Raw genomic sequence first — 15,774 nt, 5'->3', positions numbered from 1 at the left:
TTTGCCAAACGCAGAGTTTACTGACGCAGCGGCGTACGGAAGAAGCGGACAACGGCCAAAAAAAAGGCCACCTGACGGTGGCCAACCATGTCGAAATCGGACAGATTTCTGCTTGCGGATAAGCAGAGAGGGTTTACTTGATGATAGCTTTCAGCGCTTCGCCGATATCGGCCAGGCTGCGAACGGTTTTCACACCGGCTGCTTCCAGGGCTGCGAATTTCTCATCGGCAGTACCTTTACCGCCAGCGATGATGGCGCCAGCATGGCCCATACGCTTGCCCTTCGGCGCGGTCACGCCGGCGATGTAACCGACAACCGGCTTGGTCACGTGCTCTTTGATGTAGGCAGCCGCTTCTTCTTCCGCGCTACCGCCGATCTCACCGATCATCACAATCGCTTCGGTCTGCGGGTCTTCCTGGAACAGCTTCAGGATATCGATGAAGTTAGAGCCCGGGATCGGGTCGCCGCCGATACCGACGCAGGTAGACTGACCGAAGCCATAGTCGGTGGTCTGCTTAACTGCTTCATAGGTCAGGGTACCGGAACGGGAAACGATGCCCACTTTACCCGGCTTGTGAATGTGACCCGGCATGATGCCGATTTTGCATTCGCCCGGCGTGATCACGCCTGGGCAGTTCGGGCCGATCATACGCACGCCCGCTTCGTCCAGTTTCACTTTCACGGTCAGCATATCCAGCGTCGGGATACCTTCGGTGATGGTGATAATCAGCTTAATGCCCGCGTCAATCGCTTCCAGAATGGAATCTTTGCAGAACGGCGCCGGAACGTAGATCACGGTCGCGGTGGCGCCGGTCGCTTCAACGGCTTCGCGCACGGTGTTGAACACCGGCAGGCCCAGGTGAGTGGTGCCGCCTTTGCCTGGCGTCACGCCGCCAACCATTTGCGTACCGTAAGCGATCGCTTGTTCAGAGTGGAAGGTCCCCTGGCTACCGGTGAAGCCCTGGCAGATAACCTTGGTATCTTTATTAATTAAAACTGACATTATTTCCCCTCCACTGCGGCAACAACCTGCTGTGCTGCGTCCGTCAGACTTTTCGCTGCAATAATATTCAGGCCGCTGTCAGCCAGTTTTTTCGCGCCCAGTTCGGCGTTGTTACCTTCCAGACGAACCACGACCGGAACGTTAACCCCAACTTCCGCTACCGCACCGATGATGCCGTCAGCGATCAGGTCGCAACGCACGATACCGCCGAAGATGTTCACCAGCACCGCTTTCACGTTGTCATCAGAGAGGATGATTTTGAACGCTTCGGTGACGCGCTCTTTGGTCGCACCGCCGCCCACGTCGAGGAAGTTAGCCGGTTCGCCGCCGTGCAGTTTAACGATGTCCATGGTACCCATCGCCAGGCCTGCGCCGTTAACCATGCAGCCGATGTTGCCGTCCAGCGCGACGTAGTTCAGTTCCCACTGCGCCGCCTGCGCTTCACGCGGATCTTCCTGCGACTGGTCGCGCATTTCGCGCAGATCCGGCTGGCGGAACAGCGCGTTGCCGTCAGCGCCCAGTTTGCCGTCGAGGCAGATCAGGTCGCCCTGCTTAGTGATAACCAGCGGGTTGATTTCGATCAGCGCCAGGTCGCGCTCCAGGAAAATGGTCGCCAGGCCCATGAAGATCTTGGTGAACTGCTGAACCTGTTTACCTTCCAGACCCAGTTTGAACGCCAGTTCACGACCTTGATAAGGCATCGGGCCCGCCAGCGGATCGATGGCGATCTTGTGGATCAGGTGCGGGGTCTCTTCCGCCACTTTTTCGATTTCCACGCCGCCTTCGGTAGAGGCCATGAACACTACGCGACGGGAGCTACGGTCCACGACCGCGCCCAGGTACAGCTCTTTGTCAATATCGGTCGCCGCTTCAACCAGGATCTGGTTAACCGGCTGGCCGTTCGCATCTGTTTGATAGGTCACCAGACGTTTGCCCAGCCAGTGCTCGGCAAATGCGCGGATCTCTTCTTTGCTCTTCACCACTTTCACACCGCCCGCTTTGCCGCGGCCACCAGCGTGAACCTGACATTTCACTACCCACGGACCCGCGCCGATTTTTGAAGCGGCTTCTTCTGCTTCACGCGGAGTAGTACAGGCATAACCCACCGGCGCCGGTAAGCCATAGCGGGCAAAAAGTTGTTTTGCCTGATATTCATGTAAGTTCATGTGTTCAGTCCATCCTTCAGGGTGTAATTATCTTTAAACCTGTAGGCCTGATAACGGCGTTAACGCGTGTTATCCGGCCTACGGTAGGTAATACGCTTGCTGACTACACGTCCAGCAGCAGACGGGTCGGATCTTCCAGCAGCTCTTTAATCGCCACCAGGAAGCCTACCGATTCACGTCCGTCGATCAGACGGTGGTCGTAGGAGAGCGCCAGGTACATCATCGGCAGGATCTCTACCTTGCCATTCACCGCCATCGGACGGTCTTTAATGGCATGCATACCCAGGATGGCGCTCTGCGGTGGGTTGATGATCGGCGTGGACATCAGGGAACCGAACACGCCGCCGTTGGTAATGGTGAAGTTACCGCCGGTCAGGTCGTCTACGGTCAGCTTGCCGTCACGGCCTTTCACCGCCAACTCTTTAATATTCTTTTCGATATCCGCCATGCCCAGCAGGTCAACGTCACGCAGAACCGGGGTGACCAGGCCGCGTGGAGTGGATACGGCCATGCTGACGTCGAAGTAGTTGTGGTACACCACGTCGTCGCCATCGATAGAGGCGTTCACTTCCGGATAGCGTTTCAGCGCTTCCACCACCGCTTTCACGTAGAAGGACATAAAGCCCAGACGGATGCCGTGACGTTTTTCGAACGCGTCGCCGTACTGCTTACGCAGATCCATGATTGGCTTCATGTTGACTTCGTTGAACGTGGTCAGCATGGCGGTGGAGTTTTTCGCTTCCAGCAGACGCTCGGCCACACGTTTACGCAGGCGGGTCATCGGGACGCGTTTTTCAGAGCGGTGGCCCAGCTGCGGCGCCGGCGCGGCTGCCGGGGCAGCGGCTGGCGCTTTGGCTTCTGCCGCCGCCGGGGCTTTCGCCAGATGTTTCTCGACATCTTCGCGGGTCAGGCGGCCGCCGACACCGGTGCCTTTGATGGCCGCCGCGTCGAGGTTGTGTTCAGCCAGCAGACGACGGATCGCCGGGCTCAGCGCATCGTTGTTCTGCTCTTCCAGAGAGGCCTGCTGACGCTGCGCCGGCGTGGACGCTTTCGCATCGGCTTTTTCGCTGCTTTCTTTACCTGCGCTGTTACCTTCGCGCAGGCGGCCAAGGATCTGGCGAGACAGGACGGTAGCGCCCTCGTCTTCCAGCACTGCATCCAGAATGCCGTCCGCTGATGCCGGTACTTCCAGTACCACTTTGTCAGTTTCGATTTCGACCAGGACTTCGTCACGGACGACCGCGTCGCCCGGTTTTTTGTGCCAGGTGGCGACGGTTGCGTCAGCTACGGACTCAGGCAGGTCGGGAACCAGAATATCTACGCTACTCATTGTGTATCCTTTAATTAATCGACGTTCAGCGCGTCATTGACCAGATCTTGTTGCTGTTTCTGGTGAACGGACATATACCCTACCGCCGGAGAGGCGGAGGCCGGGCGGCCTGCATAACGCAGAGAGGCCCCAAACGGAATCACTTCACGGAAGTGATGCTGGCTGCAGTACCATGCGCCCTGGTTGAGCGGCTCTTCCTGGCACCAGACAAAATCATGTACGTGCGCATACGCTTTCAGCGCATCCTGCACCGCCTGATGCGGGAACGGATAGAGCTGCTCGATACGAACGATAGCGACATCTTTTTGCTCGTTTTTACGGCGCTGTTCCAGCAGGTCGTAGTAAACCTTACCAGAGCACAGCACCACGCGCTTCACAGCCTGCGGATCAAGTTGATCGATTTCACCGATGGCCGGCAGGAAAGTGCCGTTTGCCAGCTCATCCATGCTGGAGACCGCCAGCGGATGACGCAGCAGCGACTTCGGCGACATCACCACCAGCGGACGACGCATACCGCGCAGCGCCTGACGACGCAGCATGTGGTACACCTGCGCCGGCGTGGACGGCACGCATACCTGCATATTCTGCTCAGCGCACAGCTGCAGATAACGCTCCAGACGGGCGGAGGAGTGCTCCGGGCCCTGGCCTTCGTAGCCGTGCGGCAGGAGCATCACCAGGCCGCACATCCGGCCCCACTTCTGCTCACCGGAGGAGATGAACTGGTCGATCACCACCTGCGCGCCGTTAGCAAAGTCGCCAAACTGCGCTTCCCAGATGGTCAGGGTGCGCGGCTCTGCGGTGGCGTAACCATATTCAAACGCCAGCACCGCTTCTTCAGACAGCACGGAGTCCCAAACGCGGAACTGGCCCTGACCGTTATGGACATGCTGCAGCGGGGTGTAGGTTGAACCATTGGTCTGGTTATGGATCACCGCATGACGGTGGAAGAAGGTGCCGCGACCGGAGTCTTCCCCGGACAGACGCACCGGAATACCTTCGTCAACCAGCGTGGCGTAGGCCAGGTTTTCAGCGCCGCCCCAATCGAACAGCTTCTCACCTGCCGCCATCGCCTGGCGGTCGGCGTAAATTTTCGCCACGCGGGACTGCATTTCGATACCTTCCGGCACCGTGCTGATGCGTTTGGCCAGCTCCTGCAGACGCTTCGGCTCCACTTTATCCGGATAGCTCTCGTCCCACTCATGGTTGAGGTACGGCGACCAGGTAAAGGAGTGCATGTTCATCGGACGCCATTCCTTCACCACGCATTCGCCGGCATCCAGCGCATCGCGGTAGAGGTTAACCTGCTCGGTAGCATCTTCCAGGGTCGCGACCTTGTCCTGCTCCAGCTTGTCAGCATAGATTTTGCGCGGGGTCGGGTGCTTTTTGATCTTCTGATACATCAGCGGCTGGGTTGCGCTCGGCTCATCGGCTTCGTTATGGCCGTGACGGCGGTAGCACACCAGGTCGATGAAGACATCGCGTTTGAAGGTATTGCGGAAATCCAGCGCCAGACGGGTGACGAAAGCGACCGCTTCCGGATCGTCGGCGTTGACGTGGAAAATCGGCGCCTGCACCATTTTACCGATGTCGGTGCAGTACGGGGTCGAACGCGCATCCAGCGGGTTAGAGGTCGTGAAGCCCACCTGGTTGTTGATAACGATGCGCACGGTCCCGCCCACTTCGTAACCGCGGGCTTTGGACATGTTCAGGGTTTCCTGAACCACGCCCTGGCCGGTCACCGCGGCGTCGCCATGGATAGTGATCGGCAGAACCTTGTTGCTGCTCGGCTCGTCCAGACGATCCAGACGGGCGCGTACGGAACCGATCACCACCGGGCTGACGATCTCGAGGTGCGACGGGTTAAACGCCAGCGCCAGGTGCACCAGACCGCCTTCGGTTTCTATATCGGAAGAGAAGCCCATGTGGTACTTCACATCGCCGGTACCGAGGTGTTCTTTATGTTTGCCGGCAAACTCGTCGAACAGGTCCTGCGGTTTTTTACCCAGCACGTTGACCAGCACGTTGAGACGGCCACGGTGCGCCATGCCCAGCACCACTTCACGGGTGCCGCTCTTACCCGCATGGCGGATCATCTCTTTGAGCATGGGGATCAGGGCGTCGCCACCCTCCAGCGAGAAGCGCTTCGCCCCCGGGAATTTGGCGCCGAGGTAGCGCTCCAGCCCTTCCGCGGCAGTCAGTTCGCCGAGGAAACGTTTTTTCTCTTCCGCGGTAAAGCTCGCTTTGCCGGCTACCGATTCAATGCGCTGCTGGATCCAGCGTTTTTCTTCGGTAGAGGTGATATGCATATATTCCGCGCCGATGGAGCCGCAGTAGGTTTGCTTAAGGGCGGCAATCAGCTCGCCCAGCTTCATCGTGTCTTTACCGATGGCAAATGAACCTACGTTATAGCTTTCCTGGAAATCGGCCTCGGTCAGATCGTGGTAGGCCGGATCGAGATCCGCCACTCTCTCTTGCTTCCACAGCCCCAGCGGATCGAGATTCGCATGCTGGTGGCCACGGAAACGGTATGCGTTGATAAGCTGCAGGACTTTAACCTGCTTCACATTGGTGTCTGGGTCGGAAATCGAAGAAGTGTAACGTGAGGCATCCTTCGCCAGTCGACGGAAATAATCACGCGTTTTGGAATGAAATTGATCCGGTTTAACTCCGGTGCCAGGTAACTGCTGGAACATTGAACGCCAGTTGGCGTCAACAGAGTCAGGATCGGTTAAGAAGTCTTCATAGAGCTGTTCTATCCAGCTCTGGTTCGAACCAGAGAGGTAAGAAGAGTCCAGCCAGGCTTTCATTGCGCCGTTCTGCATCGTGATCCCTTAAGCATTCATATGCTTATTTCGCCGTAGAAACTACCACGTACACCGAGTGCACGTGCCGGGGTTCACTTGTTGCGGACGAGTTGTGGTTTCTATCCGCTAAGGAACCTTTAAAAACTGCCATTAATCTTCGGCGTTCAGGCTGCGGTTGCGTTAGCTGCCTTCACTTACCCCGGTCACATAGTTCACTATGCTCCCTGGGATGCGTTCAGTTGCCGCCTTACCTCGCTCTGAACGCCTTGATTACTGGTACATATTTGGCGGTTTTTAAAGATTTCCTGCTATATCTATTGCCTGATGGCGCTTCGCTTATCAGGCCTACAAAATATGCTCCTGTAGGCCGGATAAGACGTTTACGTCGCCATCCGGCAACTAAAACAACTTACGCACTGCGCTGCAGCAGCATCGACTTAATATGGCCGATGGCGCGCGTCGGGTTCAGCCCCTTAGGACACACACTGACGCAGTTCATAATGCTGTGACAGCGGAATACGCTGAAAGCATCGCTCAGGCCGTCCAGACGCTCGCTGGTTTCGGTATCGCGACTGTCGATCAGGAAGCGATACGCGGCCAGCAGGCCTGCCGGGCCGATGAACTTGTCCGGGTTCCACCAGAACGACGGGCACGAGGTCGAACAACATGCGCACAGAATACACTCGTACAGGCCATCGAGCTTCTCACGCTGCTCAGGCATCTGCAGATGCTCGCGAGCCGGAGGATTTTGCCCATTATTCAACAAGTAAGGCTTAATCTTCTCATATTGTGCATAGAATTGCCCCATGTCCACCACCAAATCACGGATAACCGGTAATCCTGGCAGCGGGCGGATAACAATCTTCTTGCCCGGCTGATTCAGCGCGGAGATCGGCGTGATGCACGCCAGACCGTTTTTCCCGTTCATGTTCAGGCCATCGGAACCGCAGACCCCTTCACGGCAGGAGCGGCGGAACGACAGCGACGGATCTTTTTCTTTCAGCTGGATCAGCGCATCCAGCAGCATCATGTCACGACCTTCTTCCGCGTCGAGGGTGTAATCCTGCATGTGCGGAGCGTCGTCAACATCCGGGTTATAGCGATAAATTGAAAACTCGAGTTTCATTTTCCTGTCTCCGCATTAATAAGTACGAATCTTCGGCGGGAATGCCGGACGCAGTTTCGGTTCCATGTTGACGCTACGACGCGTCATGGATTCCGACTCTGGCAGATACAGGGAATGGCACAGCCAGTTTTCATCATCACGATCCGGGAAGTCGAAGCGGCTGTGGGCGCCACGGCTCTCGGTACGGAAGTTAGCGGATACGGCGGTCGCGTACGCGGTTTCCATCAGGTTATCCAGCTCCAGGCACTCAACGCGCTGGGTGTTGAACTCGCTGGAGGTATCGTCGAGACGGGCGTTTTTCAGGCGCTCGCGGATCACTTTCAGCTGTTCCAGACCTTTGTGCATCGCATCACCTTCGCGGAACACCGAGAAGTTATGCTGCATACATTCCTGCAGCGCTTTGCGGATCGCCACCGGATCTTCACCGGAACGGGTGTTGTTCCAGCGGTTGAGGCGGTCCAGCGAGCCTTCGATATCGGATTCGCTGGCGTCGCGCAGCGTGCCCTGCTCGGCGATAGACTCCTGCAGATGCAGGCCCGCCGCGCGGCCGAAGACCACCAGGTCGAGCAGCGAGTTGCCGCCCAAACGGTTGGCGCCGTGGACCGATACGCAGGCGATTTCGCCCACCGCGAACAGACCCGGGATCACCACGTCTTCGCCCTTCTCATTGACGGTCAGCGCCTGGCCGGTCACTTTGGTCGGAATACCGCCCATCATGTAGTGGCAGGTTGGGATAACCGGGATCGGCTCTTTCACCGGATCGACGTGAGCAAAGGTGCGGGACAGCTCAAGGATACCCGGCAGACGAGATTCCAGAACCTCTTTACCCAGGTGATCCAGTTTCAGTTTCGCGTGCGGGCCCCACGGGCCGTCGCAGCCGCGGCCTTCGCGGATCTCGATCATGATGGAACGCGCCACCACGTCACGACCCGCCAGGTCTTTCGCGTTCGGCGCATAACGCTCCATAAAGCGCTCGCCGTGTTTATTCAGCAGATAACCGCCTTCGCCGCGGCAACCTTCGGTGACCAGAACCCCGGCCCCGGCGATACCGGTCGGGTGGAACTGCCACATTTCCATATCCTGCACCGGCACGCCGGCGCGGATGGCCATCCCGACGCCGTCACCGGTGTTGATGTGGGCGTTGGTGGTGGACTGATAGATACGGCCTGCGCCGCCGGTCGCCAGCACGGTGGCGCGGGCTTTAAAGTAGACCACTTCGCCGGTCTCGATGCACAGGGCGGTACAACCCACCACCGCGCCGTCCTGGTTTTTCACCAGATCGAGGGCATACCATTCGGAGAAGATAGTGGTGTGGTTTTTGAGGTTCTGCTGGTACAGGGTGTGCAGCAGGGCGTGGCCGGTACGGTCAGCCGCCGCCGCGGTACGCGCCGCCTGCTCGCCGCCGAAGTTCTTCGACTGGCCGCCGAACGGGCGCTGATAAATACGGCCGTCGTCAAGACGGGAGAACGGCAGGCCCATGTGCTCCAGCTCGAGAATCGCTTCCGGGCCGGTCTTACACATATATTCGATGGCGTCCTGGTCGCCGATATAGTCCGACCCTTTTACGGTGTCGTACATATGCCATTCCCAGTTATCTTCATGGGAGTTACCGAGCGCGACGGTGATACCACCCTGCGCGGATACGGTGTGCGATCGGGTCGGGAAAACTTTGGAGAGCAGCGCACAGGTCTGTCCGCTCTGGGAAATTTGCAGCGCCGCGCGCATACCTGCGCCGCCGGCACCGATGACAACAGCATCAAACTCTCTGACTGGCAATTTCATTACACACCCCACACCACAACAAATCCATAAAGAACGTAAGCCACCAGCGCCACAACGATAGCCAGTTGCAGAACCAGGCGCAGAGCCAGTGGTTTAACGTAGTCCGTTAACACCTGCCACATCCCGATCCAGGCATGGATAAGAATGGAAACGAGAGCCAGCAGAGTGAAGACTTTAGTGAAGCCGGAGGCAAAGAATCCGGTCCACACTTCCCATGAGATTTCACCGGTGGTAGCGAAGAAGCCAACCATGTAGATGATGTAGAGGGTCAGAACGATGGCGGTAGCACGGACCAGAATAAAGTCATGTACGCCGTTGCGTCCCAGTGCTGAGGCGTTGCTTACCATACGAGGACTCCTGCGAGAAGTGAAAGCACGACAGTAATAACAAAAGAAATCTTGGCGGAACGTTTCCCTGCTTCGAGGGTTTCGTCCAGGTAGCCAAAGTCCATCATCAGATGGCGGATACCAACAACGACGTGATAGGCCAGCGCGGTGAGAATGCCCCACATGATGAACTTCACAAAGAAGCTATCCATGATCGAGGCCGCCGTCAGAAAACCTTCAGGGGAGGAGAGGCTGGTGCCCAGCAGCCAAAGCAGAATTCCGACCGCCACGAAGGTGATGACACCGGAAACGCGATGGAGAATGGACGCTATCGCCGTGATTGGGAACCGTATCGTTTGTAGATCCAGATTGACAGGTCTTTGTTTTTTCACATTTCTTACCATGAATAACGCCCACATGCTGTTCTTATTGTTTCCTTCCTCCGGTCTGCTTGCGGGTCAGACAGCGTCCTTTCTATAACCAGAAGTCATGTTAAAACGTCTTTTCAGGCATTAAAACATCACTAAACAACGCTGGGTGGCTCGGGATTGCAGGGTGTTCCGGAGACCTGGCCGCAGTATAGGCCGTTCACAAAATCATTACAATTAACCTACATATAGTTTGTTGGGTTTTCTCCGGAACAGTGATCAAGGTCACGATAACAACATTTTTTTAATTTTTAATCACCTGATTTGACAAATATTAAACATTCTTGTTACAACCATTACCAGTTAAATGCAATAATGCTCAAAAGTTATGAGGTCATGCTTTCACCTGAGAATAAGTTATGTAACAGTGTGTCAGTATTGACCGATGTAATCAGGACAGTTATTAGTGGTATACAGGTTTTAATATTCGGACTGCTAAAACGCTGATTTGCTGTTGTTTCACCGCAGCCCTGAAGAACGTGCCATCAAGCGCCGTTGCTCTGTACCCTGTCCTTTTCGCTGACGCAGAGCTGTGTGCAACATAACAAACTGGTAACGTATACGGGCGCGGGCCGAAAGCAAATCCACCACCCGGCAGTCTTAAGCAATAAAGGCGCTAAGGAGACCATAAATGTCTGATGCTAAAGCAAAAATCACCCTGGGTGGTGACACTGCTATTGAACTGGATGTGCTAAAAGGCACGCTCGGTCAGGATGTTATTGATATTCGTAGTCTTGGTTCAAAAGGCGTATTTACCTTTGACCCAGGTTTCACATCTACCGCTTCCTGTGAATCTAAAATTACGTTTATCGATGGTGACGAGGGGATCCTGCTGCACCGTGGCTTCCCGATCGACCAGTTAGCGACCGAATCAAACTATCTTGAAGTTTGTTACATTCTGCTAAACGGTGAAAAACCGACCCAGGCCGAATATGACGAATTCAAAACCACCGTCACCCGCCACACCATGATCCATGAGCAGATTACTCGTCTGTTCCATGCGTTCCGTCGCGATTCTCACCCGATGGCCGTTATGTGCGGGATCACCGGCGCCCTGGCGGCGTTCTATCACGACTCCCTCGACGTGAATAACCCGCGTCACCGTGAAATTGCCGCCTATCGCCTGCTGTCCAAAATGCCGACCATGGCAGCCATGTGTTACAAGTATTCTATCGGCCAGCCGTTTGTTTATCCGCGCAATGACCTCTCCTACGCCGGCAACTTCCTGCGCATGATGTTCGCCACGCCGTGCGAAGAGTACGAAGTCAATCCGGTGCTGGAGCGCGCAATGGACCGTATTCTGATCCTGCACGCCGATCACGAACAGAACGCCTCGACCTCGACGGTACGTACCGCGGGCTCTTCCGGCGCTAACCCGTTCGCCTGTATCGCAGCCGGCATCGCCTCCCTGTGGGGACCGGCGCACGGCGGCGCCAACGAAGCGGCGCTGAAAATGCTGGAAGAGATCAGCTCCGTTGAGCACATTCCGGAATTTGTTCGTCGTGCGAAAGACAAGAATGACTCTTTCCGCCTGATGGGCTTCGGCCATCGTGTCTACAAAAACTACGACCCGCGCGCCACCGTGATGCGTGAAACCTGCCATGAAGTGCTGAAAGAGCTGGGCACCAAAGACGACCTGCTGCAGGTGGCCATGGAGCTGGAGCATATCGCGCTGAACGACCCGTACTTCATCGAGAAGAAACTCTACCCGAACGTCGACTTCTACTCCGGTATCATCCTGAAAGCGATGGGTATTCCGTCCTCCATGTTTACCGTTATCTTCGCCATGGCGCGTACCGTGGGCTGGATTGCGCACTGGAACGAAATGCACAGCGATGGCATGAAAATCGCCCGTCCGCGTCAGCTCTATACCGGCTACGAAAAACGCGATTTCCAGTCCGACATCAAGCGTTAATCTCGCTGTCCGGATGATAAAAACGCGCCTGATGGCGCGTTTTTTTATGCCTGACGATGAGGTCTGGTGCTGCCTGGTCGCCGGCTTAATGCTGGCAGCGCGGGCACCAGTAAAACGGCCGCGAGGAGAGCATCGTCTTCTCAATCACGCCCCCGCAGCGCTCGCACTGTTCGCCATCGCGATGGAACACCTTAAAGCGGAACAGCGCGCCGTGGTGCTTGTTGTCATCGGGCTGGCCGCGGGTGCGATAGGAAAGCCGCGGGATATCAAGCAGCGCGTGCGCCAACGCATCCAGTTGTATTGCATTCAGCTCCGAGGCCTTATGCTGCCCGGTCAGCCCCACCTGCCAGAGGATTTCCACCCGCAGATAGTTTCCCAGCCCGGCAAGAAAAGCCTGATCCAACAGCAGGCCGGAAAACTGACGATGGCGGAATTTGGCCGACAGCAGCCGCGCTTTCACCTGCTCCGCGGTTAACGTCATATCCAGTACGTCCGGACCGATGCGCAGCAAGAATGGATGGTTGGCCACCTGCTCCGCTGTGAGCATCTCAATGTCCGACGCGCTGTAGAGCAAAATCGCCTTGCTGGCGGTCTGGAGCCTGACGCGCAGCACCCGGTTAGAGGCGGGCTGTTCGCCAGCGTCAACCACGCGCCAGACGCCGTACAGCTGATTATGGCTGTACAGGGTCAGGCCGCCGGAGAAGCGGGTCAGCAGGGCTTTGCCCCGGGTGTCGATATGGGTAACCCGCTGACCAATCAGCGGGGTTTGGTAGGGTTGCAACCGGGGAAAGGCGAACCAGACGTCGGTTAAGGGTTCGTCTTTGATTGCCGCCTCCAGTGTATCCGCCGCGCGGCGGATCTCCGGACCTTCCGGCATACTGTCATCCTTTTGTCAGTGGGTGGCGCCGCCGCCCAGTTTACTGTCCACCGGCTGGCGCAGGGCCACGGCAATGGCCGTCTCCAGCGCCTCCCGCACGGTGGCGATCGCCATACTCGGCTCGCCGGGATGGGCCGCCGCCTGCGCCGGTAGCCATGGAATATGGATAAAACCGCCTCTCACCTCAGCCTGACCCTGCAACCTGTGCAACAGGCCGTACATGACGTGGTTGCAGACGAAGGTGCCGGCGGTTTGCGACACCGAGGCCGGGATCCCGCGATCGCGCAGCGCGCTGACGATCGCTTTGATCGGCAAGGTGCTGAACCACGCCGCTGGCCCGCCGTCGACGATCGGCGTGTCGATGGGTTGCTGGCCTTTGTTATCGGGGATACGCGCATCATCGACGTTGATCGCCACACGTTCGACGCTGATATCGACCCGACCGCCGGCCTGCCCCACCGCGATAACCAGCTTCGGCTGCAGGTCCTCTATCGCCGCGTCGAGCGCCGACAGCGCCTCGCCAAACACGCAGGGAAGCTGCCGGGCGGTCACCGGCTGGCCAGCAATCATAGTGCCGTCAAGCTGCTGCACCACTTCCCAGGAAGGGTTCACCGTCTCGCCGTCAAAGGGTTCGAAACCGGTTAGTAATACTCCCGCCACCATCCTCTCCTTCGCGGTCATGCCGATTGTCATATCTCAGCCTCAGGCTGAGCGCTGACCAGAATATGGCGCCCGGCGAACGCCGCCCGCAAACGGCGGGCAAAATCGAGGGCATGCGGACCATCACCGTGCAGACATACCGTCTGCGCCACCACATTCGCCCATTCGCCGCTGACGCTGCGCACCCGGTGGTGTTGCACCATCTCGAGGGTTTGCGCCAGAGCCTGCTCTTCGCTGTCAATCAGCGCCCCGGGCTGGCTGCGCGGCACCAGGCTGCCGTCGGCCAGATAACCGCGATCGGCAAACACCTCCTGACGCGTCGTCAGACCATAGCGCTGTCCGGCGCGGATCAATTCGCTGCCCGCCAGACCCACCAGCACCAGCTGCGGGTTAACATCGCGGACCGCGCGGGCGATCGCGTCGGCCAGCGGTGGCGATTTGGCCGCCTGGTTGTAGAGCATGCCGTGCGGCTTCACGTGCTGCAACTCGCCGCCTTGCGCCAGAACGATCGCCGCCAGAGCGCCAATCTGATACAGCGTCTGGGCATAGACCGTTTCCGGCGGCAGATCCATCGCCGTGCGGCCAAAATTTTCCCGGTCGGGATATCCCGGATGGGCGCCCACCGCCACGCCGTACTTCAGCGCCTCGCGCACGCTCTGCACCATCAGCCCGGCGTCGCCGGCGTGAAAACCACAGGCGATATTCGCCGATGACACCAGCTGGAGCAGCGCGCTATCGTTCGCCCCGCCTTCTCCGAGATCGGCATTAAGATCAATCATCATCGTGGAGTCTCCAGGCCAGTTGTTCAAGATAACGCTGGCGATCGGCCCGCGCCTTCAGCGCCTCCTCCAGCGAGCAGGCCACGAAATGGATCGGCTGCCCCAGCGGGATCTGCGCCAGCTGGTACATATCGGCATCGATAATGCAGGCGATCCGCGGATAGCCGCCGGTGGTTTGCGCGTCGTTCATCAGCACAATGGGCTGGCCGTTGTGCGGCACCTGCACCACGCCCGGCAGCAGGCCGTGCGACAGCATTTCACGATCGGTGGTGCGTTTCAGCGGCTGCCCCTGCAGGCGGTACCCCATGCGGTTACTCTGCGGACTGAGCTTCCAGGGGGCGCGCCAGAATGACGCCTGCGAGGCCTCGTCAAATTCATGGTACTCCGGCCCGGGCAGCGCACGAATGCGGTTGCCCAGCGGCAGCTGCTTGACGCCGCGCGGGGTGGTGAAGCGGCGGGCGGCTTTCCCGAGCTTCAGCTTGTCGCCGTCCTGCAGGCGGCGTCCTTCCAGACCGCCAATCCCCGCCTTGAGATCCGTGCAGCGCGAGCCAAGGACCTCGGGGACCGCAATCCCGCCCGCCACCGCCAGATAGCTACGAATGCCATGCTGCGGCGTTTTCAGCACCAGCCGCTGCCCGGCCCGGTAGGCGGTGCGCCAGCCCACCCAGACCGCTTTACCGTCCAGCGTCGCTTCGCAGGCGGCGCCGGTCAGCGCAAACCAGCCGCTGCGGGCAAATTCGATCTCCACCTGGCCGAGGGTAATCTCCAGCCCGGCGGCATTCGCCTCGTTGCCAACCAGCAGATTGGCAATCACCAGCGAGGGATAATCCAGGGCGCCGCAGCGGCTGATGCCAGACTGGCGCAGGCCTTCTCGTCCACCGTCCTGTACCGAGGTGTACAGGCCGGCGCGGATCAAGGTCAACATACCCCCTCCTTTTGCGGCACAAAGCGAATTTTATCGCCCACGCGCAGTAGCGCAGGCTCCTTCCGCGCCGGGTCGAACAGCGTCAGCGCGGTCCGCCCCAGCAGCTGCCAGCCGCCGGGCGTCGCCAGCGGATAGATACCGGTTTGCGCGCCGCCGATACCCACCGATCCGGCCGGAACGAGCACGCGCGGTTCGGCGCGACGCGGTGTCGCCAGCGCCGCAGGCAGCCCGCCCAGGTAGGGAAATCCCGGCTGAAAACCAATAAACCAGACCAGATATTCCACCGAGGCGTGCAGCTCCACGACCTGTTTTTCACTCAGGCCGCTGTGCTGCGCCACCACCCCGAGGTCCGGTCCGGCCTCGCCGCCGTAGACGACCGGAACAGACAGCGAGCGCGACTCTGGCTCGATCGCGAGGCTCTCCTCCCACCAGCGCTGCAGACGGTCTATCGCCTCCCACGCCACCTCCTGCGGGCGGCGGAGCACCACAGTGATATTGTTCATGCCGGGAATGGCGTCAATCACCTCTTCATGGTTCGCCAGACGCTGGGCTAATCCCCAGATCCGTTGCTGGCTTTCAAGGGTAACCGGCGGCTCCAGCTCCAGCACGACAGACGTTTCTCCTAACAGATAACAACGCGCTCGCTGCACTTT

Annotated in this window: 15 protein-coding genes; 2 read left to right on the top strand and 13 right to left on the bottom strand. The window is 58.4% G+C overall.

Annotation, left to right across the window (positions count from 1 at the left end):
* Positions 1–133 precede the first annotated feature (133 nt).
* The 8 genes from sucD to sdhC form a co-directional block, all read right to left on the bottom strand.
* Positions 134–1,003, bottom strand: coding sequence for a succinate--CoA ligase subunit alpha (gene sucD / locus ACOI7Z_RS01360; protein ID WP_004885990.1), 870 nt, complete (start codon positions 1,001–1,003; stop codon positions 134–136).
* On the bottom strand, positions 1,003–2,169 hold the full coding sequence (gene sucC / locus ACOI7Z_RS01355; protein ID WP_002895039.1) for an ADP-forming succinate--CoA ligase subunit beta: 1,167 nt from the start codon (positions 2,167–2,169) through the stop codon (positions 1,003–1,005). The genes sucD and sucC overlap by 1 nt, the downstream gene beginning before the upstream one ends.
* 103 nt (positions 2,170–2,272) lie before the next feature.
* Positions 2,273–3,499: a 2-oxoglutarate dehydrogenase complex dihydrolipoyllysine-residue succinyltransferase gene (odhB, locus tag ACOI7Z_RS01350; RefSeq protein ID WP_023288876.1), complete on the bottom strand. Its 1,227-nt coding sequence runs from the start codon at positions 3,497–3,499 to the stop codon at positions 2,273–2,275.
* A gap of 14 nt (positions 3,500–3,513) precedes the next feature.
* A complete protein-coding gene (gene sucA, locus ACOI7Z_RS01345; protein WP_023288875.1) occupies positions 3,514–6,321 on the bottom strand; it encodes a 2-oxoglutarate dehydrogenase E1 component in 2,808 nt (935 codons plus the stop codon).
* A 391-nt stretch (positions 6,322–6,712) separates the two neighbouring features.
* Entirely contained in the window at positions 6,713–7,429 is a 717-nt protein-coding gene (gene sdhB / locus ACOI7Z_RS01340) for a succinate dehydrogenase iron-sulfur subunit SdhB (RefSeq protein ID WP_023288874.1), read from the bottom strand.
* A gap of 15 nt (positions 7,430–7,444) precedes the next feature.
* Positions 7,445–9,211: a succinate dehydrogenase flavoprotein subunit gene (gene sdhA / locus ACOI7Z_RS01335; protein ID WP_004179067.1), complete on the bottom strand. Its 1,767-nt coding sequence runs from the start codon at positions 9,209–9,211 to the stop codon at positions 7,445–7,447.
* The gene (gene sdhD, locus ACOI7Z_RS01330) at positions 9,211–9,558 is read right to left on the bottom strand and encodes a succinate dehydrogenase membrane anchor subunit (protein WP_002894949.1); all 348 of its coding nucleotides are present in this window, start codon (positions 9,556–9,558) and stop codon (positions 9,211–9,213) included. Before sdhD ends, sdhA begins: the two co-directional genes overlap by 1 nt.
* Positions 9,552–9,956, bottom strand: a complete 405-nt coding sequence (gene sdhC / locus ACOI7Z_RS01325; RefSeq protein ID WP_004142216.1) for a succinate dehydrogenase cytochrome b556 subunit — start codon at positions 9,954–9,956, stop codon at positions 9,552–9,554. The genes sdhD and sdhC overlap by 7 nt, the downstream gene beginning before the upstream one ends.
* Positions 9,957–10,280: 324 nt before the next feature.
* Between sdhC and ACOI7Z_RS01320 the strand changes: the two genes are divergently transcribed.
* A complete protein-coding gene (locus ACOI7Z_RS01320; RefSeq protein ID WP_418272143.1) occupies positions 10,281–10,412 on the top strand; it encodes a hypothetical protein in 132 nt (43 codons plus the stop codon).
* Positions 10,413–10,596: 184 nt separating this feature from the next.
* Positions 10,597–11,880, top strand: coding sequence for a citrate synthase (gltA, locus tag ACOI7Z_RS01315; RefSeq protein ID WP_023288873.1), 1,284 nt, complete (start codon positions 10,597–10,599; stop codon positions 11,878–11,880).
* A gap of 85 nt (positions 11,881–11,965) precedes the next feature.
* Here gltA and nei read toward each other — a convergent pair whose 3' ends face one another.
* Genes nei through pxpB form a run of 5 tightly spaced genes read right to left on the bottom strand, consistent with a single transcriptional unit; the run spans position 11,966 to position 15,771 of the window.
* A complete protein-coding gene (gene nei / locus ACOI7Z_RS01310; protein ID WP_032455160.1) occupies positions 11,966–12,757 on the bottom strand; it encodes an endonuclease VIII in 792 nt (263 codons plus the stop codon).
* 15 nt (positions 12,758–12,772) lie between these two features.
* On the bottom strand, positions 12,773–13,417 hold the full coding sequence (gene pcp, locus ACOI7Z_RS01305; protein ID WP_048334976.1) for a pyroglutamyl-peptidase I: 645 nt from the start codon (positions 13,415–13,417) through the stop codon (positions 12,773–12,775).
* A 29-nt stretch (positions 13,418–13,446) separates the two neighbouring features.
* The gene (pxpA, locus tag ACOI7Z_RS01300) at positions 13,447–14,199 is read right to left on the bottom strand and encodes a 5-oxoprolinase subunit PxpA (RefSeq protein WP_087849755.1); all 753 of its coding nucleotides are present in this window, start codon (positions 14,197–14,199) and stop codon (positions 13,447–13,449) included.
* Positions 14,189–15,121 carry a 5-oxoprolinase subunit PxpC gene (gene pxpC / locus ACOI7Z_RS01295; RefSeq protein ID WP_023288869.1) on the bottom strand — a complete coding sequence of 311 codons (933 nt, stop codon included), beginning with the start codon at positions 15,119–15,121 and terminating at the stop codon, positions 14,189–14,191. Before pxpC ends, pxpA begins: the two co-directional genes overlap by 11 nt.
* Positions 15,115–15,771, bottom strand: coding sequence for a 5-oxoprolinase subunit PxpB (gene pxpB, locus ACOI7Z_RS01290; protein WP_087849756.1), 657 nt, complete (start codon positions 15,769–15,771; stop codon positions 15,115–15,117). The genes pxpC and pxpB overlap by 7 nt, the downstream gene beginning before the upstream one ends.
* Positions 15,772–15,774 lie beyond the last annotated feature (3 nt).

Origin of the sequence: Klebsiella sp. C283 (assembly GCF_048822555.1) — a bacterium.
Lineage (GTDB): Bacteria > Pseudomonadota > Gammaproteobacteria > Enterobacterales > Enterobacteriaceae > Klebsiella > Klebsiella quasipneumoniae.
The sequence above is the reverse complement of the archived record's forward strand: the minus strand, read 5'-3'. Positions and strand labels throughout refer to the sequence as shown.